At 72.3% G+C, this 24682-nt stretch carries 21 protein-coding genes; 11 read left to right on the forward strand and 10 right to left on the reverse strand.

Annotated features, from left to right (window positions below; genetic code table 11):
* Positions 1–367 precede the first annotated feature (367 nt).
* The 5 genes from ABZY20_RS01950 to ABZY20_RS01970 all read left to right on the forward strand — a co-directional run bounded on the left by ABZY20_RS01950 (position 368) and on the right by ABZY20_RS01970 (position 5545).
* A complete protein-coding gene (locus tag ABZY20_RS01950; protein WP_356435154.1) occupies positions 368–1612 on the forward strand; it encodes a TraR/DksA family transcriptional regulator in 1245 nt (414 codons plus the stop codon).
* An 89-nt stretch (positions 1613–1701) separates the two neighbouring features.
* Complete coding sequence (lspA, locus tag ABZY20_RS01955; RefSeq protein WP_356435156.1) at positions 1702–2358, forward strand: signal peptidase II; 657 nt, start codon at positions 1702–1704, stop codon at positions 2356–2358.
* A 62-nt stretch (positions 2359–2420) separates the two neighbouring features.
* Positions 2421–3365, forward strand: coding sequence for an RluA family pseudouridine synthase (locus ABZY20_RS01960; protein ID WP_356435159.1), 945 nt, complete (start codon positions 2421–2423; stop codon positions 3363–3365).
* A complete protein-coding gene (locus tag ABZY20_RS01965; RefSeq protein WP_356435162.1) occupies positions 3362–3832 on the forward strand; it encodes a GNAT family N-acetyltransferase in 471 nt (156 codons plus the stop codon). Before ABZY20_RS01960 ends, ABZY20_RS01965 begins: the two co-directional genes overlap by 4 nt.
* A gap of 126 nt (positions 3833–3958) precedes the next feature.
* The gene (locus tag ABZY20_RS01970) at positions 3959–5545 is read left to right on the forward strand and encodes a Na+/H+ antiporter (RefSeq protein ID WP_356435165.1); all 1587 of its coding nucleotides are present in this window, start codon (positions 3959–3961) and stop codon (positions 5543–5545) included.
* A gap of 124 nt (positions 5546–5669) precedes the next feature.
* Here ABZY20_RS01970 and ABZY20_RS01975 read toward each other — a convergent pair whose 3' ends face one another.
* Positions 5670–6830: a mechanosensitive ion channel domain-containing protein gene (locus ABZY20_RS01975; protein ID WP_356435168.1), complete on the reverse strand. Its 1161-nt coding sequence runs from the start codon at positions 6828–6830 to the stop codon at positions 5670–5672.
* Between the two features lie 107 nt (positions 6831–6937).
* Here ABZY20_RS01975 and ABZY20_RS01980 point away from each other — a divergent pair, with 107 nt between their 5' ends.
* Entirely contained in the window at positions 6938–7507 is a 570-nt protein-coding gene (locus tag ABZY20_RS01980; RefSeq protein ID WP_356435170.1) for a dienelactone hydrolase family protein, read from the forward strand.
* 13 nt (positions 7508–7520) lie between these two features.
* Here the strand turns inward: ABZY20_RS01980 and ABZY20_RS01985 are convergent, their stop codons facing one another.
* The 4 genes from ABZY20_RS01985 to ABZY20_RS02000 form a co-directional block, all read right to left on the reverse strand.
* The gene (locus ABZY20_RS01985) at positions 7521–9191 is read right to left on the reverse strand and encodes an alkaline phosphatase D family protein (protein ID WP_356435173.1); all 1671 of its coding nucleotides are present in this window, start codon (positions 9189–9191) and stop codon (positions 7521–7523) included.
* 85 nt (positions 9192–9276) lie between these two features.
* Complete coding sequence (locus ABZY20_RS01990) at positions 9277–10101, reverse strand: thioredoxin domain-containing protein (protein WP_356435175.1); 825 nt, start codon at positions 10099–10101, stop codon at positions 9277–9279.
* Positions 10102–10195: 94 nt separating this feature from the next.
* Entirely contained in the window at positions 10196–10891 is a 696-nt protein-coding gene (locus ABZY20_RS01995) for a hypothetical protein (protein WP_356436002.1), read from the reverse strand.
* A gap of 69 nt (positions 10892–10960) precedes the next feature.
* The gene (locus ABZY20_RS02000; protein WP_356435177.1) at positions 10961–12289 is read right to left on the reverse strand and encodes a DUF2252 domain-containing protein; all 1329 of its coding nucleotides are present in this window, start codon (positions 12287–12289) and stop codon (positions 10961–10963) included.
* Between the two features lie 216 nt (positions 12290–12505).
* Here ABZY20_RS02000 and dnaE point away from each other — a divergent pair, with 216 nt between their 5' ends.
* Positions 12506–16045, forward strand: a complete 3540-nt coding sequence (gene dnaE, locus ABZY20_RS02005) for a DNA polymerase III subunit alpha (RefSeq protein ID WP_356435178.1) — start codon at positions 12506–12508, stop codon at positions 16043–16045.
* Positions 16046–16148: 103 nt separating this feature from the next.
* Here dnaE and ABZY20_RS02010 read toward each other — a convergent pair whose 3' ends face one another.
* On the reverse strand, positions 16149–16313 hold the full coding sequence (locus ABZY20_RS02010; protein WP_356435181.1) for a hypothetical protein: 165 nt from the start codon (positions 16311–16313) through the stop codon (positions 16149–16151).
* Positions 16314–16535: 222 nt separating this feature from the next.
* Here ABZY20_RS02010 and ABZY20_RS02015 point away from each other — a divergent pair, with 222 nt between their 5' ends.
* From ABZY20_RS02015 to ABZY20_RS02030, 4 genes are all read left to right on the forward strand, one after another.
* Positions 16536–17747, forward strand: a complete 1212-nt coding sequence (locus tag ABZY20_RS02015) for an NYN domain-containing protein (RefSeq protein WP_356435183.1) — start codon at positions 16536–16538, stop codon at positions 17745–17747.
* Positions 17748–17869: 122 nt separating this feature from the next.
* Positions 17870–18844, forward strand: a complete 975-nt coding sequence (locus tag ABZY20_RS02020) for an ABC transporter ATP-binding protein (protein ID WP_356436005.1) — start codon at positions 17870–17872, stop codon at positions 18842–18844.
* A 91-nt stretch (positions 18845–18935) separates the two neighbouring features.
* The gene (locus ABZY20_RS02025; protein WP_356435186.1) at positions 18936–19757 is read left to right on the forward strand and encodes an ABC transporter permease; all 822 of its coding nucleotides are present in this window, start codon (positions 18936–18938) and stop codon (positions 19755–19757) included.
* Between the two features lie 56 nt (positions 19758–19813).
* The gene (locus ABZY20_RS02030) at positions 19814–20515 is read left to right on the forward strand and encodes an AAA family ATPase (protein WP_356435188.1); all 702 of its coding nucleotides are present in this window, start codon (positions 19814–19816) and stop codon (positions 20513–20515) included.
* A gap of 102 nt (positions 20516–20617) precedes the next feature.
* Here the strand turns inward: ABZY20_RS02030 and ybaK are convergent, their stop codons facing one another.
* The 4 genes from ybaK to ABZY20_RS02050 form a co-directional block, all read right to left on the reverse strand.
* A complete protein-coding gene (gene ybaK / locus ABZY20_RS02035) occupies positions 20618–21121 on the reverse strand; it encodes a Cys-tRNA(Pro) deacylase (RefSeq protein ID WP_356435190.1) in 504 nt (167 codons plus the stop codon).
* 10 nt (positions 21122–21131) lie between these two features.
* Positions 21132–21872: an LON peptidase substrate-binding domain-containing protein gene (locus ABZY20_RS02040; protein ID WP_356435193.1), complete on the reverse strand. Its 741-nt coding sequence runs from the start codon at positions 21870–21872 to the stop codon at positions 21132–21134.
* 11 nt (positions 21873–21883) lie between these two features.
* Positions 21884–22918 (reverse strand): hypothetical protein, encoded by a 1035-nt coding sequence (locus ABZY20_RS02045; RefSeq protein ID WP_356435195.1) that lies wholly within the window; start codon positions 22916–22918, stop codon positions 21884–21886.
* 121 nt (positions 22919–23039) lie between these two features.
* On the reverse strand, positions 23040–24617 hold the full coding sequence (locus ABZY20_RS02050; RefSeq protein ID WP_356435198.1) for an oxidoreductase: 1578 nt from the start codon (positions 24615–24617) through the stop codon (positions 23040–23042).
* Positions 24618–24682: the final 65 nt, after the last annotated feature.

The following is a 24682-nucleotide window of genomic DNA, read 5'->3' on the forward strand; positions in this document are numbered from 1 at the left end:
TCCCCGGGTCGCTCTGGGCTGCGTACGCCGCTACTCGTCCCCATCCACGCTTTTCGCTCCGCCCAGTGTACGGCGCCCGGTGGACGGCGGCCGACCGGTTTCCGGGGCCCTGAGGGGGCGGGAGACGGACGGGGTGCGATTTGGGTTTGATGACCCGAATGGAGTGGGTATACGTGTTCGGATCCCGGGGCGCCCTGTCCGGCGGATTACCGGGCGGGGAGTTGGGCACAACGGATGCAGGTTCGCCGCGCGGCGTGAGCGAGGCGGGCGAATCGGGCGGTGTGCCCCGTTGCCGCGGGACTCGAGTCGATTTATCGTCCCAGCACGATTCGCGAGCAAGATCACAATATGTGAAGGGGCCGCGGCCATGGTGGCGAAGAAGACCGCCGTACATCAGCCGGCGTCCGGCAGGTCAGCGGAGGCCTCCGGCGGTGCGGCCAAGGACGTGGGCGGCAAGAAGTCCACGCGGGGGGCCTCGGCGGGGCGGGCGGCGAAGGGGGCGGCGGAGAAGGCGGCCGAGGGGACGAAGGCGGCGGTCCGCAGGACGAAGGCCGCGGTCGAGAAGGTGACGGCGAAGACGGCCCCGGCCGCGGAGCCCGGCACCGAGGAGCCCGGCACCGGAGGGACCGGGGCCGAGGAGACCGAGGGCCGGGAGGCGGCGGCGAGGAAGACGGCCGCCGGGAAGGGCCCGGCCGGCAAGCCGGCGGCGAAGAAGACGGCCTCGAAGAAGACGGCCGCCAAGAAGACGACGGCCAGGAAGACGACCGCGAAGAAGGCGGCTGCCGGGAAGACGGCGGCCGGGAAGCCCGTCGCCAAGAAGGCCGCGGCGAAGAAGACCCCTGCGGAGGAGGCCCCGAAGGCGCCGGTCAAGAAGGCGGCCGCCAAGAAGGCAGCCGTCAAGAAGACGGCGGCGAAGAAGGCACCGGCCGGGAAGGCGCGGGCGGGGGATGCCGTCGCCGGGGAGAAGGGCGCCGGAGGCGCCGCCGGGCAGGGCGCCGCGGGCAGCAGCACCACCACCAAGGGCACCGCCGGGAAGGGCACCGCCCCGACCGGCGCGGTCACACAGGACACGGCCGGCAGCAGCACGGCCAAGAAGGCGGGTGCGGCCGAGGCCGCGACGCAGACGGGAGCGACGACGGTGGGCGCGAAGAAGACTCCTGGCGCGGCGACGGCGGCCAAGACCGCCGTTCCGAAGGCGCGGGGCGCGGCGGAGCCCGGTGAGCTCGCGGTACGCCCGGGCGAGGACCCCTGGACGGCCGAGGAGGTCGACGAGGCACGAGCGGAGCTGATGTCCGAGGAGGCGCGGCTGCGGGAGGAGATCTCCTCGTCGGAGCGGTCCCTGGTCGGCCTGATGCGGGACTCCGGGGACGGCGCCGGCCACGACGAGGCGGACACCGGCAGCAAGAACATCACCCGCGAGCACGAGCTGGCCCTGGCCGCCAACGCGCGCGAGATGCTCGTCCAGACCGAGCGCGCCCTGGAGCGCCTGGACTCCGGCACCTACGGCCTGTGCGAGAACTGCGGCAACCCCATCGGCAAGGCCCGGATGCAGGCCTTCCCGAGGGCCACGCTCTGCGTGGAGTGCAAGCAGAAGCAGGAGCGCCGGTACTGACCGGAAGACGAATGCCTCCTGAGCACGTGCGCCGCGCGGGGCGTGCCGTACCCTCGTCCTCAGTCAGGCACCTAGGTTGAGGGACTCACGTGGCAGAGGCGGAGCGCATCATCGGTACGCCGGACACCCCGGACGCGGCCGGGAGCGGGCAGGACGGGCCCGGCGAGGACGCGACGGGCGGGCGTGCCGACTCCGAGGGCACCCGGGCCGCCGGCGAGCCCGGCACCGGCCGGCCGGAGGCCGCAGCCGCGCCGCCCCGCGGCAGGCGCCGGATCGCGGTGCTGTTCGCGGTGGCCGCTTTCGCCTACGCCCTCGACCTGATCAGCAAGATGATCGTGGTGGCCAAGCTGGAGCACCACCCGCCGATCGAGATCATCGGTGACTGGCTGAAGTTCGAGGCGATCCGCAACGCCGGGGCGGCCTTCGGCTTCGGTGAGGCCTTCACCGTGATCTTCACGGTGATCGCGGCGGCGGTGATCGTGGTGATCATCCGGCTGGCCCGCAAGCTCTACAGCCTGCCCTGGGCGATCGCGCTCGGCCTGCTGCTCGGCGGCGCGCTGGGCAACCTCACCGACCGGATCTTCCGGGCGCCGGGCGTCTTCGAGGGCGCGGTCGTGGACTTCATCGCGCCCAAGCACTTCGCCGTCTTCAACCTGGCCGACTCGGCGATCGTGTGCGGCGGCATCCTGATCGTGCTGCTGTCCTTCAAGGGGCTCGACCCGGACGGGACCGTCCACAAGGACTGAGTCCGCGGGAGTTGTCCACAGGGCCGTACGGGGCTGTCCGCCCCGTCCGGCATACTCGTCGGGTGAGCACGATTCCCGAGATCCGCACCCTGCCCGTGCCCGACGGACTGGAGGGCGAGCGCGTCGACGCCGCCATCTCCCGCATGTTCGGCTTCTCCCGCACCAAGGCGGCCGAGCTGGCCGCCGCCGGGAAGGTCACGGTCGACGGATCGGTGGTCGGCAAGTCGGAGCGCGTGCACGGCGGCGCCTGGCTCGAGGTCGAGATGCCGCAGGCGCCCGCGCCGGTGCAGGTGGTGGCCGAGCCGGTCGAGGGCATGGAGATCGTGCACGACGACGACGACGTCGTGGTGATCGTCAAGCCGGTCGGCGTGGCCGCGCACCCCTCGCCGGGCTGGAGCGGCCCGACCGTCATCGGGGGCCTCGCCGCCGCCGGGTACCGGATCTCCACCTCCGGCGCCGCCGAGCGCCAGGGCATCGTCCACCGCCTCGACGTGGGCACATCGGGGCTGATGGTGGTCGCCAAGTCGGAGTACGCGTACACGTCGCTCAAGCGCCAGTTCAAGGAGCGCACGGTCGACAAGCGGTACCACACGCTCGTCCAGGGCCACCCCGACCCGACCAGCGGCACCATCGACGCGCCCATCGGCCGGCATCCGCACCACGACTACAAGTGGGCCGTCACGGCCGAGGGCAAGCCCTCCGTCACGCACTACGACCTCATCGAGGCCTTCCGTGCGGCGTCCCTGCTCGACGTGAAGCTGGAGACCGGCCGCACCCACCAGATCCGCGTCCACATGGCCGCGCACCGGCACCCCTGCGTCGGCGACCTCACGTACGGCGCCGACCCGACGCTCGCCAAGCGCCTGCACCTGACCCGCCAGTGGCTGCACGCCGTGCGGCTCGGCTTCGAGCACCCCGGGGACGGGCAGTGGGCCGAGTTCTCCTGTGACTACCCGGAGGACCTGCAGAAGGCGCTGGACCAGGTCCGGGAGGAGACGTACGCGTGAGCTCCCCGGGCTATGCGGTGCGGGTCGCCGAGGAGCCGGCCGACCGCGAGGCGTGCTTCGCGGTGCGCAAGGAGGTCTTCGTCGTCGAGCAGGGCGTGCCGGAGGACCTGGAGTACGACGCGTACGACGCCGCGGCCGTGCACCTGCTGGCGATCCGTGAGGACGGCGTGCCGCTCGGGACCGGGCGGCTGCTGGTCGGCGAAGCGGCGGTGGCGCAGACCGGCGCCGATCCGTCCGTGGGCTGCCTCGGCCGGCTGGCCGTGACCGGGGCCGCACGCGGGCTCGGCGTCGGCGCCGCCCTGGTGCGGGCCATCGAGGACGCGGCACGCGCGCGCGGCCTCACGGCCGTGGACCTGCACGCGCAGACGCACGCGCTGGGCTTCTACGAGCGGCTGGGCTACCGGGCCTACGGCCCCGAGTACCTGGAGGCGGGCCTTCCGCATCAGGGGATGCGGCGTTCCCTCTAGCCCGTCACGGCGGGTGCCATGGTGGGTGCCGAGACGGTTCGTCCCGGCCGAGGCGGTTTGTCACGGGAGTGACGTGGCAGTCTTGAGATCAGCCGTGTGACTGTCCGACCTCCCGGAGCGCTGACCGTGGATCAGTTGGCCCTGTTGTTCGTGCTGCTGCTCGGGGCCGTGATCAGTGTCCCGGTCGGGGACCGGCTCCGGGTGCCGGCACCGGTGCTGATGACCCTCCTCGGCATGGTCCTCGCGCTGCTCGAGTTCGTCCCGAACGTCGAGATCCCGCCGGAGCTGATCCTGCCGCTGCTGCTGCCGCCCCTGCTGTACGCGGCCGTGCGGCGCACGTCCTGGCGGCAGTTCGCGGCGAACAAGCGACCGATCTTCCTGCTGGCCGTGGCACTGGTCTTCGTGACCATGGCCTGTGTGGCCGCCGTGGCCGACGCGATCGTCCCGGGCCTGCCGCTCGCCGCGGCGTTCGCGCTCGGCGCGCTGGTCGCGCCGCCGGACCCGATCGCCGCGACCGCCGTCGCCGGGCAGCTGGGGCTGCCGCGCCGGCTGGTGTCGATCCTGGAGGGCGAGGGGCTGTTCAACGACGTGACGGCCATCGTCCTCTACCACGTGGCGATCGCCGCCGCCGTCAGCGGGACGTTCTCGCCCTGGCAGGCCGGGCTGGACCTGGTGCTGTCGGCCGTGGTGGCCGTCGCCGTGGGACTCGCGCTCGGCTGGGGCGCGAACAAGCTGATGGACCTGCTCGGGGACGCGACCCTGCAGATCGGTCTGACCCTGCTGGTGCCGTACGCCTCCTACGTCCTGGCCGAGGAGCTGCACGGCTCCGGGGTGCTCGCCGTGCTGACCACCGCGCTGTTCCTCGCCGAGTACGGCTCCGACGCCGACGACGTCATGACCCGGCTGGCCGGGCACACGTTCTGGAACATCGTCGACACGCTCGTCACCGGCGTCGCCTTCGGGCTCGTCGGGCTCGAGCTGCACAACGCCGTCCGCACCGCGTCCGGGCGATGGGGCGAACTGCTCGGCTGGGCGGGGATCGTGGTGTGCGTGGTCGTGCTCGTCCGGCTGCTGTGGCTGCTGCCGGCGACCTGGCTGACCAAACGGCTGCACGCGCGGCGCGACTACGACGAGGACATCCCGGTGAGCTGGCGCGAGACCGTGGTGATGTGGTGGTCGGGGATGCGGGGCGTGGCCTCGGTGGCGCTGGTGCTGGCCATTCCGCTGGAGACGGACGCGGGCGGTCCGTTCCCCAGCCGGGACGAGATCATCTTCATCGCGTTCGGGGTGATCGTGGCCACGCTGGTGGTGCAGGGGCTGACCCTGCCGTGGCTAGTGCGGTGGCTCGGGGTGCGGGCCGACACGGACCGGGAGAGGGAACTCGCGAAGGACCTGGCCGTCCGGGCGTCGAAGGCGGCGAAGCGGCGGCTGCGGGAGATCGAGGAGAGCGAGCACCTGCCGGAGGAACTGTCCGAGCAGATGCTGCGGCGGGCGCTCGACATCGGGGTGCGCATCAGCCCCGAACTGGCGGAGGACGAGCGGCGGGAGGCGTACCGGGAGGGCGCGCGGCGGGTGAAGCGGGTGCGCCGGATCCAGCAGGAGATGCTGAGCGCGGCGCGGCACGAGGTGCTGGCGGCGCGGAGCGAGCCCGGGGCGGACCCGGAGGTGGTGGACCGGGTGCTGCGCCATCTCGACGTGCGCAGTCTGCGATGAACCGGGCCCCTCACCCGCGAGGACGGCCGCCCGCGCCGCGGGCAGCCGTCCTCGTCCCTCCGTCTCGGCGGTCCGGCCCCCGTCTCGGCGGTCCGGCCTCCGTCTCAGCGGTCCGGCCTCCGTCTCAGCGGTCCGGACGGGCGGGACTGTGGCCGTGGTAGCGCCGTTGCTGGGCCGGGACGCCGTCCGGTGAGGTGCGCTCGGGGCGCTCCCCGTTCCGGGACGGACGGTCGCCGTTGCGGGACGGCGGCAGCACCGCGTCGGCCGTGTTGACCCGGGGCAGGGCGTAGGGGTGCTCCTCCGCCAGCCAGGCGATCATCTCCTCGCGGACCGCGACCCGCACGGTCCAGATGTCGTCCGCGTCCTTCGCCGTCACCAGGGCCCGCACCTCCATGGTGCTGGGGGTGCTGTCCGTCACGACCAGGTTGTAGGCGCGGCCGTCCCAGGCCGGGCACTCGCGCAGGATGTCGCGGAGCTTGTCGCGCATCGCCTCCACGGGCGCCGAGTGGTCGACGTGCCAGAACACGGTGCCCGTCATCTGCGGGGTGCCGCGCGACCAGTTCTCGAACGCCTTGGACGTGAAGTACGACACGGGCATGGTGATCCGCCGCTCGTCCCAGGTGCGCACGGTCAGGAAGGTCAGCGTGATCTCCTCCACCGTGCCCCACTCGCCGTCCACGACCACGGTGTCCCCGATGCGCACCATGTCGCCGAAGGCGATCTGCAGCCCGGCGAACATGTTGCCCAGCGTGGACTGCGCGGCGACACCGGCGACGATGCCGAGGATGCCGGCCGAGGCCAGCAGCGACGCGCCCGCGGCCTTGAACGCCGGGAACGTCAGCAGCATCGACGCCACGGCGACCACGCACACGATCGCGGAGACCACCCGCATGATCAGCGTGACCTGGGTGCGGACCCGGCGTACCCGGGCCGGGTCGCGCTGGGCATGGGCGTTGGCGTAGCGGCTGTAGGAGGACTCCACGATCGCGGCCGCGATCCGGATGACCAGCCAGGCGGCCGATCCGATCAGCAGCAGCGTCAGCGCCTGGCCGAGGGCCTCACGGCGTTCCTCCAGCAGTTGTGCCTCGTCGTAGGAGCCTCTGAGCAGGGCCGCGAAGAGGACGAGCTGGTAGGGGATGCGGCCACGGCGGAGCCGCCCCCACAGCGGGGTCTCGTGATGTCGTTCGTCGGCCTTGCGCAGCAAGAAGTCGGTGGCCCAGCCGATCAGCAGCGTGAGCACGACCGAGCCACCGACCACGATCAGCGGTCGTAGCAGGTTCTCCATGCCCCCGAACCTAACCGGCCTCCGGCGGGCATGAACATGTGACTTCTGCTGCGTCCTGGGTAGTGCCGCGAAGCCGGCAGGTCACACCCGGCTGGCACCATGGCCTCATGAACATCATGCTCTTTCACTCGGCCCACGGGTTGCGGCCCGCCGTGCGGCAGGCCGCCGACCGGCTGCGCTCGGCCGGTCACGAGGTGTGGACGCCCGACCTCTACGAGGGGCGCACGTTCGAGACCGTCGAGGAGGGCATGGAGCGCAAGGAGAAGATCGGCAAGGAGGAGCTGCTGAAGCGGGCCGTGCTGGCCGCCGCACCCTACTCGGAGCGCGGGCTCGTGTACGCCGGGTTCTCGCTCGGCGCCTCCATCGCCCAGACCCTCGCCCTCGGCGACGACAAGGCGCGCGGCCTGCTGCTCCTGCACGGCACCTCGGACATCGCGCCGGGCGCCACGGCACCGGACCTCCCCGTCCAGCTGCACGTGGCGGAGCCGGACCCCTTCGAGACGGACGACTGGCTCAGCGCCTGGTACCTGCAGATGCGCCGCACCGGCGCCGACGTCGAGGTGTACCGGTACGCGGGGGCGGGTCACCTGTACACCGACCCCGACCTGCCGGACTACGACGCGGAGGCCGCCGAGGCCACCTGGCGGGTGGCGCTCGGCTTCCTCGACTCCCTGTAGCGCCGCCGCGCGTCTACACCGGGTCGTACACGCGCTCGATCTTCTGTGTGCCGCTGCGGGTGCGGTAGGAGCGGGCCCACCTGGCGGTGGCGTCGCGCCGGGCGCGCCCGGAGACCACGTAGTAGTCCATCTGCGCGCGCTCGGCGGTGATGTCCAGGACGCCGAAGCCGTGGCGGTCGGTGTCGACCCAGTGCACGTGCCGGTTGGCGGCGCGGATGACCGGCGCGGCGACCGCGGAGACCGAGCCCTCGGGGACCTTGACGATGTCGTCGAGGTTGTCCGAGGTGACCGAGGTGACGACGAACTCCGTGGCGGCGGACGGGGAGAGCGGATACGTGCCGGCGTCGACCGGGACGTCGTTGGCCCACGCCATGTGGATGTCGCCGGTGAGGAAGACGGTGTTGCGGATCGCGTTCGTCCGCAGGTGCGCCAGGATCTCCCGGCGGTCGTCCGTGTAGCCGTCCCACTGGTCGGTGTTGAGGGCGAGGCCCTCCTGCGGCAGGCCGAGCAGCTTGGCGAGCGGCTTCAGCAGGTCGGCGGAGAGCGAGCCGATGGCGAACGGCGAGATCATCACGGAGTTGCCGACCAGCCGCCAGGTGGTGTCGGAGGACGCCAGGCCCGACTTGAGCCAGTCGAGCTGGGCGCGGCCGGTGAGCGTGCGGTCCGGGTCGTCGACCTCCCCGTTGCCCACCTTGACCTGCTGGGAGCGGAAGGAGCGCAGGTCGAGCAGCGAGAGGTCGGCCAGCTGGCCGAAGCGCAGCCTGCGGTAGGTGGTGCCCGCGATGGCCGGCCGTACCGGCATCCACTCGAAGTAGGCCTGCTTGGCGGCGGCCTGGCGGGCGGACCAGCCGCCCTCGGCGCCCTCCGTGTGGTTCTCGGCGCCGCCCGACCAGGTGTCGTTGGCGAACTCGTGGTCGTCCCAGATGGCCACGACCGGGGCGGCCGCGTGCAGGGCCTGCAGGTCCGGGTCGGTCTTGTACGTCGCGTGCCGCAGACGGTAGTCGGCGAGCGTGACGATCTCGTGGGCCGGTGCGTGCGGCCGGACGACCGTGCCGCGGGTGCCGTACTCGCCGGTGCCGTACTCGTAGATGTAGTCGCCCAGGTGCAGCCAGGCGTCCAGGTCGCCGCGGGAGGCGAGATGGCGGTACGGGGAGAAGAAGCCGGCCTCCCAGTTGGCGCACGAGACCACGCCGAAGCGGAGGCCGGACACCGCCGCGCCGGGCGCCGGGGCGGTACGGGTGCGGGCGGCGGGGGACACGGTGTCGCCGGCGGAGAAGCGGAACCAGTAGTCGGTGGCCGGTTCCAGGCCGCGTATGTCGGCCTTCACGGTGTGGTCGGACGCGGCGGTGGCGGTGGTGGAGCCCCGCGCGACGACGGTCGTGAACGCCTTGTCCCGGGCGACGACCCAGCTCACTTCCGTGTCCGGGCCGAGTCCGGACCCCGGCGCCGCCTCCGGTACCGGGGTCACGCGGGTCCACAGCAGGACGCCGTCCGGCAGCGGGTCGCCGGAGGCCACGCCGTGCAGGAAGGCGGGCGCCTGGCCGGCGGCGCGCGCGGGCAGGGACGCCGCCAGCGGGCCGCCCAGGACAGCGGTCGCCGCCGCGGCCTTGACGACCGTACGGCGGCGCGGTGTGAGGGAGTTGGGGCCCTCGGACGTGTTCGATGATCTGTGTCGACTGGTCACGACCGATCAGGTTACTGATCGGTATGAACGGGAGCGGGCGAACTGGGAAAGTCCGCCCGCTCTTTGCCGGTCGGGCCCGCGTGGGCTACCCCTTGAGCGCGGCGGTGATGGCCGTGTTGAAGTCGGCAACGGTCATCGGGGCGCTCTTGCCGTCGCTGCCGGTGACCTTCTTGCCGTCCATGAGCAGCGTCGGCGTGCCCTGGAAGTCGTACTTCTTGCCGTCGCTGTCGAACTTCTCGCTCATGACCAGCGCCCACTTGTCGTAGGTGCCGTCCTTCACGGCCGTCTGGAACTTCTTGTTGTCCTTCAGGCCGTCCACGGAGTCCGCCACCTTGATCAGGTAGTCGTCGTCCTTGAACTTGTCCTCGGTCTCGCTGGGGTGGTACTCCGCCGAGTACAGCGCGTTCTTGTAGTCGAGGAAGGCCTCGGGGCTGACGTTCAGGGCGGCGCCCAGCGCGCTGAGAGCGTTCTTGGAGCCCACTCCGGGAACGTTGTTGTCGATGAAGGTCGCGCCGACGAACTGGACCTTGTACTTGCCGTCCTCGACGTCCTTGTCGACGGTCGAGCCGACGGTCTGCTCGAACTGGGCGCAGGCCGGGCAGCGCGGGTCCTCGTACATGACGAGGGTCTTCTCGGCGCTGTCCTTGCCGATGACGACCGTCGTGCCGTCCTTGCCCGAGGTGTTGGCCGGCTTGACGAGCTTGGCCTTCGCCGCTGCCTCCCAGCCGTCGGGCTTGTTGGCCTGGACGACCGCGTAGCCGATGCCGCCGGCTATCGCCAGGACGCCGACGACCGAGCAGGCGACGATGACCTGCCGCCTGGTCTTCGCCCGCTTCGCCTCGCGCTCGCGCTCGGCGCGCAGCCGCTCGCGGGCCGCCGTCTTCGCCGCCTGGCTGTTCCGCTTGCTCATGGTGGTGTTCTCCGTGGGGGACGCGCACACGTGGTGTGCGAAGAGGTAAGGGGGGACTGCTCGTGCTCGAAGTGCCGCGCGGGGCGGCCGGGCCTCAGACGAGGGCGGGCGAGCACGGCGGGCCACGCCGCCCCAGGGAGTACGCGAGGACCAGGCCGCGGGCGAAGGGTGTACGGCCGGGGGCGCGCGCCGGCAGCCGGAGACCGGCCGGGGCCCGCTCCACCGTCACCGCGGCGACGGCCAGCAGCAGCGGCCGGAACGTGGTCGCCGTCACGGCCCGCAGCAGCTGGGCCAGGGCCCGCTCGCCGCGGCGCAGCCAGAGGGCGGCGGCGAGGCCGACGCCGATGTGCGCGCCGAGCAGCAGCCAGACCGTGGCCGGGTCGGCGTGCGCCACCGCGGCCGCCAGCCGCTCCGTGCCCGTGGCCCCGGCCATCCGGGCCAGCGGGGCGCCGAACGCGCCGCCGCCGCACAGCACGTCCAGGCCGACCGACCGCAGGGGCCCGGTGACCGGGCCGCCCGCCCGGCCGTAGCAAGTGTGCTGCCCGGTCGTGAACACCGTGTCGGCGGCCAGCTCCAGCGGGATCAGCAGGGCCGCGATCCGCCCGAAGGACCGCTCGCGGCCCGCCAGCGCGTACGCCAGGGCGAACACGGCGGCGGCGACCGCGGCCACCGTGCCCACCGGGAGCGGCGCCCGGGACAGCAGCACGTGCGACGCGGTGCTGAGCGTCACGACCACGGCCGTGAACAGCGCCGCGCGCACGGCCCTGAGCTGGATCCCGGATATGTCCATAGCGATAGAAGAGTGTGTCATGCGGTCCTGTAAGGGACCCCTAAAGGATGCCGGTGCGAGCCGCTTCCGTCACAGACCCGGAATCCGGCCGTTGCGGAACAGGTCGACGAAGGTCTGGTGATCGGCACGCGCGCGGGCGCCGTACTCGTGCGCGAAGTCGACCAGCAGGGGCGCGAAGCCCTCCTCGTCGGCCGCGATCGCCGCGTCGATGGCCCGCTCCGTGGAGAACGGCACCAGCGACTCGCCGGACTGCTCGTCCGCCGCCGAGTGCATCGTGGCCGTCGCCCGGCCGAGGTCGGCGACCACCTGGGCGATCTCCTCCGCGTCGTCGATGTCGCTCCAGTCGAGGTCCACCGCGTACGGCGAGACCTCCGCGACCAGCTGGCCCGCGCCGTCCAGCTCCGTCCAGCCCAGCCACGGGTCGGCGTGCTGCTGCAGGGCCCGCTGCGAGAGCACCGTGCGGTGGCCCTCGTGCTGGAAGTAGCCGCGGACCGCCGGGTCGGTGATGTGCCGGGAGACGGCCGGGGTCTGGGCCTGCTTGATGTAGATCACCACGTCGTTCTCGAGGGCGTCGGTGTGGCCCTCCAGCAGGATGTTGTACGACGGCAGCCCGGCCGAGCCGATGCCGATCCCGCGCCGGCCCACCACGTCCTTGACGCGGTAGGAGTCCGGGCGCGACAGGGACGCCTCCGGCAGGGTCTCCAGATAGCCGTCGAAGGCCGCGAGGACCTTGTAGCGGGTGGCCGCGTCCAGCTCGACGGAGCCGCCGCCGGGCGCGAAGCGGCGCTCGAAGTCGCGGATCTCCGTCATCGACTCCAGCAGCCCGAAGCGGGTCAGCGAACGCGCGTCGCGCAGCGCGTCCAGCAGCGGGCCCTGGGCCGTGTCGAGTGTGAACGGCGGCACCTCGTCGCTCTTCGCGCCCGTCGCCAGGGCGTGGATCCGCTCGCGGTAGGCGATCGCGTAGATCCGCACCAGCTCGCTGATCTGCTCGTCGCTGAGCGCCTTGGCGTACCCGATCAGCGCGATGGACGCGGCGAAGCGCTGCAGGTCCCAGGTGAAGGGGCCGACGTAGGCCTCGTCGAAGTCGTTGACGTTGAAGATCAGGCGGCCGGTCGCGTCCATGTACGTGCCGAAGTTCTCCGCGTGCAGGTCGCCGTGGATCCACACGCGCGAGGTGCGCTCGTCCAGGTACGGGCCGGCGCCGCCGCCCCGGCGTTCGAGATCGTGGTAGAAGAGGCACGCCGTGCCCCGGTAGAAGGCGAAGGCGGAGGCCGCCATCTTCCGGAACTTCACGCGGAACGCGGCCGGGTCGGCGGCCAGCAGCGCGCCGAAGGCGGTGTCGAAGACGGCGAGGATCTCCTCACCGCGGTGCTCGTCCTCGAGCTGCGGGAACGACATCGCTGGGTGCCTCCTGGTGCATGCGCTTCGGGGCGGCGGGTCCGCCCCCTGGCCAACGTGCGGCGGGTCACGCGAGTGCCCGCGACCCCCGCCCGAAGGTACGTGGGTCAGGCCCCGGAGTGTCAGTGCCGAGGCATAGACTTCGACGCTGTCCCCCCAGACTGCCCGCAGCCTGTCGGACCCTATTCGCCCTATGTTTTCCCTGGAGGCCGCCGCATGTCGAAGCCGCCGTTCACGCACCTGCACGTCCACACCCAGTACTCGCTGCTGGACGGTGCCGCGCGGCTGAAGGACATGTTCAACGCGTGCAACGAGATGGGCATGACGCACATCGCCATGTCCGACCACGGCAACCTCCACGGGGCGTACGACTTCTTCCACTCCGCGCAGAAGGCCGGGATCACCCCGATCATCGGGATCGAGGCGTATGTCGCCCCCGAGTCGCGCCGCAACAAGCGCAAGATCCAGTGGGGCCAGCCGCACCAGAAGCGGGACGACGTCTCCGGTTCCGGTGGCTACACCCACAAGACGATGTGGGCGGTGAACAAGACCGGCCTGCACAACCTCTTCCGGCTCTCCTCCGACGCCTACGCGGAGGGCTGGCTGCAGAAGTGGCCCCGGATGGACAAGGAGACCATCTCCCGGTGGTCCGAGGGCATCGTCGCCTCCACCGGCTGCCCCTCCGGGGAGGTCCAGACCCGGCTGCGCCTCGGCCAGTTCGACGAGGCCCTCAAGGCCGCCGCCGACTACCAGGACATCTTCGGCAAGGACCGCTACTTCCTGGAGCTGATGGACCACGGCATCGAGATCGAGCACCGGGTCCGCAAGGGCCTGCTGGAGATCGGCAAGAAGCTCGGCATCCCCCCGCTGGTCACCAACGACTCGCACTACACGTACGCGCACGAGGCGGGCGCCCACGACGCGCTGCTGTGCATCCAGACCGGCAAGAACCTCTCCGACCCCGACCGCTTCAAGTTCGACGGCACCGGCTACTACCTGAAGTCCACGGACGAGATGTACGCCATCGACTCCTCGGACGCCTGGCAGGAGGGCTGCGCCAACACGCGGCTGATCGCCGAGATGGTCGACACCACGGACATGTTCCAGAAGCGCGACCTCATGCCGAAGTTCGACATCCCGGAGGGGTACACGGAGGTCAGCTGGTTCCGCGAGGAGACCATGCGGGGCATGCAGCGCCGCTTCCCGGACGGCATCCCGGACGACCGCATGAAGCAGGTCGAGTACGAGATGGACACCATCATCTCGATGGGCTTCCCGGGCTACTTCCTCGTGGTCGCCGACTTCATCATGTGGGCCAAGAAGCAGGGCATCGCGGTCGGCCCCGGCCGAGGCTCCGCGGCCGGCTCGATCGTCGCCTACGCCCTCGGCATCACCGACCTCGACCCGATCCCGCACGGCCTGATCTTCGAGCGGTTCCTCAACCCCGAGCGCATCTCCATGCCCGATGTCGACATCGACTTCGACGAGCGCCGGCGCGTCGAGGTGATCCGGTACGTGACGGAGAAGTACGGCGCCGACAAGGTCGCCATGATCGGCACCTACGGCACCATCAAGGCCAAGAACGCGATCAAGGACTCCGCGCGCGTGCTGGGCTACCCGTACGCGATGGGCGACCGCATCACCAAGGCGATGCCCGCCGACGTCCTCGGCAAGGGCATCCCGCTCTCCGGCATCACGGACCCGAACCACCCGCGCTACAGCGAGGCCGGCGAGGTCCGCGGGATGTACGAGAACGAGCCGGACGTGAAGAAGGTCATCGACACCGCGCGCGGCGTGGAGGGCCTGGTCCGGCAGATGGGCGTGCACGCCGCCGGCGTGATCATGTCCAGCGAGACCATCACCGACCACGTCCCGGTCTGGGTCAGGCACACCGACGGCGTGACCATCACGCAGTGGGACTACCCGAGCTGTGAGTCGCTCGGCCTGCTGAAGATGGACTTCCTGGGCCTGCGCAACCTCACGATCATGGACGACGCCGTCAAGATGGTGAAGGCCAACAAGGGGATCGACATCGATCTCCTGAGCCTCCCGCTCGACGACCCCACGACCTTCGAACTGCTCCAGCGCGGCGACACGCTCGGCGTCTTCCAGTTCGACGGCGGCCCGATGCGCTCCCTGCTCCGGCTGATGAAGCCGGACAACTTCGAGGACATCTCCGCCGTCTCGGCCCTGTACCGCCCGGGCCCGATGGGCATGAACTCCCACACGAACTACGCGCTGCGCAAGAACGGCCAGCAGGAGATCACCCCCATCCACCCCGAGCTGGAGGAGCCGCTCAGGGAGGTCCTGGACGTCACCCACGGCCTGATCGTGTACCAGGAGCAGGTGCAGAAGGCCGCCCAGATCATCGCCGGCTACTCGCTCGGCGAGGCCGACATCCTGCGCCGCGTGATGGGCAAGAAGAAGCCGGAGGAGCTGGAGAAGAACTTCGCCATCTTCCAGGCCGGCGCCCGCAAGAACGGCTACAGCGACGAGGCGATCCAGGCGCTGTGGGACGTGCTGGTCCCCTTCGCCGGCTACGCGTTCAACAAGGCGCACTCCGCCGCGTACGGCCTGGTGTCCTACTGGACGGCCTACCTCAAGGCGAACCACCCCGCCGAGTACATGGCCGCGCTGCTGACCTCCGTCAAGGACGACAAGGACAAGTCGGCCGTCTACCTCAACGAGTGCCGCCGCATGGGCATCAAGGTGCTCCCGCCCAACGTCAACGAGTCGATGGCCAACTTCGCCGCCCAGGGCGACGACGTGATCCTCTTTGGCCTCTCCGCCGTGCGCAACGTCGGCACCAACGTGGTCGAGTCGATCATCCGGTGCCGCAAGGCCAAGGGGAAGTACACGTCCTTCCCGGACTACCTCGACAAGGTGGAGGCGGTGGTCTGCAACAAGCGCACCACCGAATCGCTGATCAAGGCCGGCGCCTTCGACTCCATGGGCCACACCCGCAAGGGCCTCACCGCCCAGTACGAGCCGATGATCGACAACGTGGTCGCGGTCAAGCGCAAGGAGGCCGAGGGGCAGTTCGACCTCTTCGGCGGCATGGGCGAGGCGGAGACCAGCGAGCCGGGCTTCGGGCTCGACGTGGAGTTCTCCACCGACGAGTGGGACAAGACCTATCTGCTCGCCCAGGAGCGGGAGATGCTCGGTCTGTACGTCTCCGACCACCCGCTGTTCGGACTGGAGCACATCCTGTCCGACAAGGCCGACGCGGGTATCTCCCAGCTGACCGGAGGTGAGCACGCGGACGGCGCGGTCGTCACCATCGGCGGCATCATCTCGGGCCTGCAGCGCAAGATGACCAAGCAGGGCAACGCCTGGGCCATCGCCACCGTCGAGGACCTCGCGGGCTCCATCGAGTGCATGTTCTTCCCCGCGACGTACCAGCTCGTCTCGACCCAACTCGTCGAGGACGCCGTGGTGTTCGTCAAGGGCCGGCTCGACAAGCGTGAGGACGTGCCGCGGCTCGTCGCGATGGAGCTGATGGTCCCGGACCTGTCCAACGCGGGCACCAACGCGCCCGTGGTCCTCACCATCCCGGCCACCCGGGTCACCCCGCCCCTGGTCAGCCGCCTCGGCGAGGTGCTCAGTCACCACAAGGGCGACAGCGAGGTCCGGATCAGGCTCCAGGGACCGACCAAGACGACCGTGCTGCGCCTGGACCGGCACCGGGTCAAGCCCGACCCGGCGCTCTTCGGCGACCTGAAGGTGCTGCTCGGCCCGTCCTGCCTGGCGGGGTGAGACGGGGCCGCACAGGGCTCTCGACGCGCGTGAGGGGCGTACCCGGTACCTGGGTACGCCCCTCACGTGGCTGCGCGGGCCTCAACAACCCGTCACACGGATGTCAGTTGTGGCCGAAGCTGCGCTTCCGCTTGCGGGTCGCCACATCGCCGGGGGTCATCTCGACGTCGGGCTGGGGCTCCGCCTCCGCCGCGGGGTGGCGGTCCGCCCGCTGGCCGCGCTCGGTGGGACGCTGCTGCTTACGGTCACGGTTCTTGTTCTTGGCCATGGTGATGCCTCCTGTGGGGGATCTAGGGGCCAGGGCCGGGACCAGATTCACATAGCCCGACAACGATCGCATGTCGGACAATTACCCTGCGTGACAGGGGGAGTCGGAGCGGGGCGCGGCGAAACGCCACGCCGAAGATCGAGTTCCGGCCGTTAACCTCCGCGCCGTCGGGCAGACTCGAAGCAAGCCCGAAACAAACCTCCAGGGAAGAGGGTGAGTCGCGTGGACCGCTGCATCGTCCTGGTGGACGCCGGGTATCTGCTGGGAGCCGCGGCGAGTCTCCTCGCCGGGGAGCCCTCACGGTCCCGCATCACCGTCGACCACACAGCCCTCATCCAGGGCCTGCGCGAACGCGCCGAGTCCGACACGCAGCAGCCCCTGCTGCGCATCTACTGGTTCGACGGCGCTCCCGACCGCGTCCCGCAGCCCGAGCACCGCAGACTGCGCGTGATGCCCCGGGTCACCGTCCGGCTCGGCGCCCTGACCCGCAGCGACGGCCGCTGGGCGCAGAAGGGCGTGGACGCCGCCATGCACGCCGAGCTCACCGAGCTGGCCCGCAACCGCGCCTGCTCCGACGTCGTCCTGGTCACCGGCGACGGCGATCTGCTGCCCGGCATGATGGCCGCCAAGGAGCACGGCGTCGCCGTCCACCTGTGGGCCGTCCAGGCCGCCGACGGCGACTACAACCAGTCCGAGGACCTGGTCGCCGAGGCCGACGAGCGACGCGTCCTGGACCGCGCGTGGATCACCAAGGCCGTCCGCGCCAAGGAGCTCACCGGCGTGTGCGCCCCGCAGCCCGCGCCCCGGCCCGAGATCGCCGCGATCCTCTCCGCGCCCCTGCCCGACTCGGCCCTCTCCGCCCCCGCCGAACGGCCTGCCCCGCAGCCCCCGCACCCGGTGCCCGGCCCCGGGCAGAACGGCGCCCAGGACCGGGTGCCCGCGCCCAAAGGGGTCCCCACGCCCAAAGACCTGGCCGCCCTGCGCGCCCCCGGCACCCAGCCCGCCCAGCCCCCCGCCTCCGCCACCCTCCGCTGGTCCTCCGACAAAGGCTGGGTCGACCGGCCCGCGGCCGAGCCCCCCGAGGCCGCCTCGATGCCGACGCTCGCCCAGCTGACCACCGCCGAGCAGCGCTGGGCCGACCGCGAGGAGGACATCACCACGGTCGGCGGCGACCCCTTCGAGGTGGGCCAGGTCTTCGCCCGGCGCTGGGTCGAGCGCCTCGGCGACCAGTCCCACCTGCAGAAACTGTCCGGCATGTACCCGCGCATCCCGCACCGCGTCGACGGCGAGCTGCTGCGCTACGCCGCCCGCTTCGGCCTGCTCGCCCACAAGGACGACCAGATCGACGAGCGGGACCGCTACGCCATCCGGGCGGGATTCTGGAAGGAGATCGACCTCCGCACGGGCGTGGAGCACGCCCCCGTCGGCGACTGAGACCCCCGCGGCGGAATTTCCCGCGGGGACCGCCCCGAGAGCGGACCGGGGCGGCCGACCCCGTAGTCTCGTCCCTTGTGAGTAAGCGCGCGGCACAGGCATTTCGGCACGACGGTGACGTCGTGTGCGCGGTGCGCGGGCTGACCAAGACCTATCCGGCCGTACGGGGCCGGCGCGGCACCCCCGCCGCACCCGAGGTCCGGGCCACGGACGACGTGACGCTGGACATCCGCCGCGGCGAGATCTTCGGCCTGCTCGGGCCGAACGGCGCCGGCAAGTCCACCCTCGTACGGCAGCTCACCGGGCTGATGCGGCCCGACCGCGGCAGCGTGGAGATCCTCGGGCACGACATCGTGCGCCACCCGGAGCGCGCCTCGCGCATCCTCGCCTACCTGGGCCAGGAGTCGACCGCCCTCGACGAACTGACCGTGTCGCTCGCCGCCGAGACCACGGGGCGGCTGCGCGGCCTGGAGGTGCGGCGGGCGCGGGCCGAGCGGGACGAGGTCCTCGACGAACTGGGGCTCACGCCGCTCGCCGGCCGGCCGCTGAAGAGGCTCTCCGGGGGCCAGCGGCGCCTGGCCTGCTTCGCCGCGGCCCTGGTGGGGGAGCGGCCGCTGCTGGTGCTCGACGAGCCGACCACCGGCATGGACCCGGTGGCCCGGCGGGCCGTGTGGTCCGCCGTCGACCGGCGGCGGGCCGAGCGCGGGACGACCGTGCTGCTCGTCACCCACAACGTCATCGAGGCCGAGACCGTGCTGGACCGGGTCGCCGTCCTCGATCGAGGGCGGGTGATCGCCTGCGACACGCCCGGCGGGCTGAAGGAGCAGGTCGCGGGCGAGGTGCGGGTCGAGCTGATGTGGCGCGACGCGGCGCCGCTGCACGTGCCCGAGGTGGCCGTGCTGCGGGACCGGGCCGTGGAGTCGGGCCGCCGCTGGACCCTCCGGCTCGGGCCCGAGGAGGCCCGCGCGGTGGTCGCCACCGTGACCGGAGGCGCCGCCTTCGCCGCCCTGGACGACTTCACGCTGGCCACGCCGAGCCTGGAGGACGTCTACCTCGCCCTGGGCGGTGCCGCGCAGCAGGGGCTGGTGAAGGCGTGAGCGTCACCGGGGCCCTGAGCGCGGGGGCCGTCGCGTCCGTACCGAACAGGACGACTGCCGCAGTGGACCCGACGAAGGGGAGCAGCGCGACGTGAGTGTCGTACCCGCCGATGTCCTGCCGGGCGGTGCCCTGGCCGCACAGGAGCCCGCCACGGGCGCGGCCGAGCTCGGTCCCCGGGCGCGGCTGTGGCCGTCGCTGGCGGCCGTGTACCGGGCGCAGCTGTCCCGGGCGCGGGTCGCGCGGATCCCGCTGCTGTTCGTGGCGACCTTCCAGTCGATCGGCATCATGATCCTGATGCGCGGGGTCGTGGACGACGGGGCCGAGGCGCAGGCGGTCGTCGCCGGCTCCTCGGTCCTGGTGGTCGCCTTCGTCGCGCTGAACCTGCTCGCCCAGTACTTCGGGCAGCTGCGGGCCAGCGGCGGGCTCGACCACTACGCGACCCTGCCGGTGCCGCCCGCCGCGGTGGTGCTGGGCGCGGCGGGCGCGTACGCGTCCTTCACCGTGCCGGGGACGGTCGTGACGGCGGTCTTCGGCTGTGTGCTGTTCGGGCTGCCGATGGCCCATCTGTGGATCCTGCTGGCGGTGATCCCGCTCGCGGGCGCCGCGCTCGCCGGGCTCGGGGCGGCGCTCGGGCTGCTCGCGCCCCGGCCCGAACTCGCCACGCTGCTCGGCCAGCTGGGCATGTCGGCGGCGCTGCTGCTGGGTGTGCTGCCGGCGGACCGGATGCCGGAGGCCGTGCGCCTCGCGCGGGACCTGCTGCCGTCGACGTACGGCGTGGAGGCGTTCGCGCGCACGTTCGGACCGGACCCCGACTGGGCCTTCGTGCTCGGCGACCTCGCTGTCTGCGGGGGCGTGGGCGTCGTCTCGCTGGCGGTGGCGACCTGGGCGTACCGCAGGGCGGCCGTCCGGTGAACGGGCAGGCGCCGTCCGGTGACGCGGGACACAGGCGGGCCTGGCACGATGGCAGGGTGACCGCACCACTGACTCCGCCACCGCCGCCGCACGAACGTTCCCCTCAGGGCTCGTGGCAGCCTCCGGCCGCGGGGCCCGCGGCGCCCGGGGCCCAGCACGCCGAGTACGCCGACCAGGCCGGGCCCGGCTGGTACGGACAGGACGGGCCCGGGATGAGGACGGAACTGCGGGAGGCGGGCGTGGCCGCCCTGGCCGTGGCGCTGGGCGGGGTGCTCCTGGGCGTGCTGTGGTGGTGGCTCGCGCCGCACGTGCCGCTGGTCGGTGACGTGACCGACGGGAACTGGGTGGTCTACCTCAAGGACACCGAGGGGGAGCAGGCCGTGGGCGTGGACGGGACGTTCACGCTGCTCGCCCTGGGCTTCGGCGTCGTGAGCGCGCTGGTGGTCTTCCTGCTGCGGCGGCGCGGCGGGGTGCCGCTGGTGGTCGGGCTGGCGGTCGGGGGGCTGCTCGGGTCGCTGCTCGCCTGGCGGGTCGGGGTGTGGCTCGGACCCGCCGAGGACGTGATCGCCCGGGCGCGCGAGGTGGGGCGGGGCGTGACCTTCTCCGCGCCGCTGAAGCTGGGCGCGAAGGGCGCGCTGCTGGCCTGGCCGCTCGCCGCGCTCGTCCTGCACCTCGGGCTGACGGCGCTGTTCGGCCCCCGGGACCCCGAGCCGGAGTTCCCGGGCGGGCCGTACCGGCAACCGCCCGCAGCCGACTAGCTCCGGGGCTCGGCAGCGAGCCCCTCAGGCTCGGCAGCCCCGCAGGCCCGATGGTCCGCGGCCGGGGGCTGCCCCACGGCCCGCTGGATCTGCGCGGCTCCGCTACCCGGGGCGGCCGACGGGGGCCAGGACCGCGTCCGTGAGCTTCCGCAGGTCCTCCGGCGCCAGCTCCACCTCCAGGCCCCTGCGTCCGGCCGACACGCAGATGGTCGTGTGCGCCGACGCCGAGGCGTCGAGGACCGTCGGCAGCTTCCTGCGCTGGCCCAGCGGGGAGATGCCGCCCCGGACGTACCCCGTGGTGCGCTCCGCCAGGGCCGGGTCGGCCATCGTGGCCCGCTTGCCGCCCACCGCCGCGGCCAGGGCCTTCAGGTCCAGCTGGCCCGCCACCGGGACCACCGCGACCGTCAGGGCGCCGTCGACGTCCGCGACGAGGGTCTTGAAGACGCGGTCCGGTGAGACGCCCATCGCCTCCGCCGCCTCCTCGCCGTAGGACGGGTGGGAGGGGTCGTGGTCGTAGGAGTGGACCGTGAACGGCGCTCCGGCGGCGGTCAGGGCCACCGTCGCGGGCGTGCCGCCCTGCTGCTGCTTCCTGGTCTTCTTGGCCATGCGGATCCGCTCAGTTCAGGCTCGTCGGGCCGCGCGTCAGGTCGGACGACGGCAACGACGGCAGACTACGGATGATGGCCGTCTCGGTGCGCAGGATTTTCAGCTCGTCCCGCAGGCGGGAGGCGGTGTCGGGGGCCTGGAGCAGGCGCTGCTTGGTGGGGGTGTCCAGCATCATCGCCGCCGCGACGAGGTACGACACCACGCCCGGCTCGTCCGGCAGGTCCGCGCCGGTCGTCAGGGAGCGTTCGCGCGCGCCCGCCAGGCGCTTCTGGTACTGCCGGAAGGACCGCAGCACCCCCTCGGCGAGCGGGGCCGCCTCGTCGCCGGGTTCCTCCGCCAGCGGCTCCAGCTCGGCCGTCAGGAACGGGCCGGACGCCTCGACCGACAGCAGCTTCACACGCGTCGTGCCCGTCGCCAGCACCTCGAAGGAGCCGTCGGTGCGCTCGCGGATCGTCGCCGCGTCCGCGATGCAGCCCACCTTGTGGAACGCCTTGACCGGGTCCGGGCCGAAGCCGGCCAGGGGTCCCTTCTCGGGCAGGGCCGTCGGGTCGGGCATGCCGGGCACGCTCGGGGCCACCTCGTGGCCGTCGCGGATCGCCACGACGGCGAACCGGCGCGACTCGTCCTCCGGCGTCTTCAGCAGCTCGCGCATCATGGCGCGATACCGCTCCTCGAAGACGTTGAGAGGGAGCACGAGCCCCGGGAACAGCACCGAGTTCAGGGGGAAGAGGGGGAGCCGGACGGTGGTCACGACGCAAAAGCCTAATGGTCGCCGGTGCGGTCCCGTCCGCCCCGTTCACCTGGTGGATGCCAGGAGGGGTCCCCGGCCGCCCCGGCCCGGATCCGGTCGCGCACGTCGAGGAAGTGGCCGAGCGGGTCGTCGGACACCTGGTCCCAGGGGAACGAGGTGGCGTACGGGCCGTTCAGCCGCAGCTGGTCGCGGGCGTTCTCCCAGCGCTCCAGGCGCACCAGGACGAAGAGCAGCAGGTTGCGCATCGGGGCGGGCCAGGGGTCGGCCGCCGGCAGGCGGGGGGAGAGGGCAAGGGCCCGGGCGGCGGCCGCGTCCAGCCGCGCGCGCGGCACCTCGGGACCGCAGCCGTCGGTGAGGTAGCCGAAGGCCGCCCGCAGCGGCAGGGCCTGCACGAGCGCGCCGGCGGGCGCGTCCTGCGCGGCCCGGTCGGCGAAGTCGAAGCACTCGTGGTGCGAGCCGTGCCAGTGGGTGGCCAGGTAGCGCAGGGCCGCCACATGGCAGCCGTGGTGGTGCGGGGCGCGGCGCACGGCCGCCGCCCACAGCTCCTCGAAGTACGTGTGGCCGGCCCGCGCGCCCCGGGCGTGGTCGAGCGCGAGCCGCCACGGCACCGGGTCGCGCTGGTCGCCCCGGGCCGCCGCCGTGATCAGTGGGCTCAGCTCGCGCAGCAGCTCGGCCCGGGCCGGCGACCGCCAGGCGCGGTCCACCGCCAGCTGGGCGCCCACCAGCAGCGCGTCCGGGTCCTGCGGGGAGGTGGCGAGCCAGGCGTCCAGCCACTCGGGCCGGGAGCGGGCGAAGGCCGCCAGGCGGGTCACGTACCGGTCGCGCCGCTCCCACTCGGCGGCCGCGCGCGTGGCGAGGAGCAGCGCGGCGGCCGGGCCGTGGTCGCCCCGGGCGGCGGCGACCAGCGCCGGGCTCAGCCGCGCGTCGGGCGCGTCGAGCAGCACCTCGTCGTCGGTGCCCGGCCCGCTGGGGACGGGGCGGGGGGCGGTCCTTGTCGTCCGGCTCGGCCGGAGGAACGGCAGCATCATGGCCATGGTGTCGACCATTGAAAGACCGCTGGTCACAGCGGCGCCAGATCGTTCCGGGAACTTGCGGAAAGTTGTACGCCGGTTGGTCAAGAGAAGGTAAAGGTGTGGCAGTTCGGCAACTGTGGTCACACCGGCAACATCAGTTGCGCCGCAGCAGCCTCGTCGCCCCCGCCGCCACCGTCGTCGCCAGCACCCAGCCCAGCAGGATCATCACCGCGGCCAGCCACTGCCAGCCCCCGCGCAACTGCCAGAAACCCACCTGCCCCAGGTCGATGACCGGCAGCAGCAGGTCGAGGCTGAACAGCGCCGGGTTCCACTCGGGGTGCTCACCCCGCTTCATCGGCGGGTGGCCGGCCTGCGCGAAGGCGAACGCGCCGGCCGCCCACAGCACCGCCATCCACACCGCCGCCCGGCCCGGCCGGTACCCGTAGGCGACCGTCCAGTCCTGCGCGTAGCCCCACAGCTTGGCGGCGAGCGGCAGGCTCTCGCGGTGGCGGCGCTGCTTGGCGAGCAGCACCTCGCGGGCCGCCTCGTCCTCCCCGCCGGCCCGCAGGACGGCCGCGAGCCGCTCGTACGGCTCCGGGTTGTACTCGGCGGTCGCCGCCGCCACCCAGTCCAGCCGCTCGTCCAGCGGGAACGGCCCGCGCGGCACCAGGTTCTCGTAGGCGAAACCGCCCATGTGCAGCCGCCCCGGGCCGGGCCAGGCGTCCGCGCGGTCCATCAGGTTGACCACCTTCGCCCCCGACAGCACCACCCGCCCGCGGTCCGGCCGCTCCCCGAGGAACCGCAGCTCGGGCGTCTGCATCCGGCGCAGCGACAGCTCCTGCTCGTCCGTCAGGGTGAACCGGGCCAGCTCGAAGTCGACGGCGTCGCCGAAACGGCCGTCGTCCAGGCGGATCCCGCCCTCGCACTGGAACCGCTGGATGCGCGTCCCCTCGGCCGGGGTCATGCCGCTCATCGCCTGGGCGCCGACACCGGCCGGGGTCAGGTACAGGCTGCGCTCGACGGTCAGCTGCGGGGCGTTCAGCGCGAGCCGGGCGAAGGGATGGGCCAGGCGCGCGCCGCGCAGGCTCAGCGACACCCCGATGGTGGCGGCGCGCAGGCTCAGCTCGCCGTACGACTCCATCAGCTCAGCCTGTAAGTCCTGGCCGACCGTCAGACCGTCCGCCGCCAGCGACCTGCCGCTGCGGTCGCCGTGCACCACGGCCTGGTTGAGCATCAGGTCGGTGCCTATCTGGGCGTCCGTGAGCCGGATGCCGCGGTGGAAGCGGCAGCGCGGCAGGTGCAGATCGCCCTCCGTGTGCAGCCGGGCCGCCTCCAGCCGCGGAACGGAGCAGTCCACCAGCCGCACGGTCGTGAAACGGGCCTCCGGCAGCAGCACGTCCTGCTCGAAACGGCACTGGCGCATCTCGACGTACGGCAGCACCGTGCCGCCCGCGAGGTCCAGCGAGCCGCTGATGTGCACACCGGCCAGCTTCAGCGACGACACGCGGCCGGCCAGGGCGGGCGGGCCGTCGAGAAGCAGCCAGCACACGATCCGGGCCCGGACCGTGCGCTCCTCGCCCCACGGGTGGCCGCCGTGCGGATCGTCCTCCAGCGGATCGCCGCTGCTCAGGTCGTACACGCTGCCGTTGCGGAAGGCCTGCCACATGCCGGCCTCGGCCGCGGTCAGGTCGTCGGGCAGTTCCCCGGCACGCAGGCCGGCCCCCTCGGTCACAGCTCTTCCTTCCTCCCCAGGTACTCGCCGGTTGGTCCCTTCGTACAACCGTTCATGCCCGCTGC

The organism is Streptomyces sp. NPDC006624 (assembly GCF_040611555.1).
Lineage (GTDB): Bacteria > Actinomycetota > Actinomycetes > Streptomycetales > Streptomycetaceae > Streptomyces.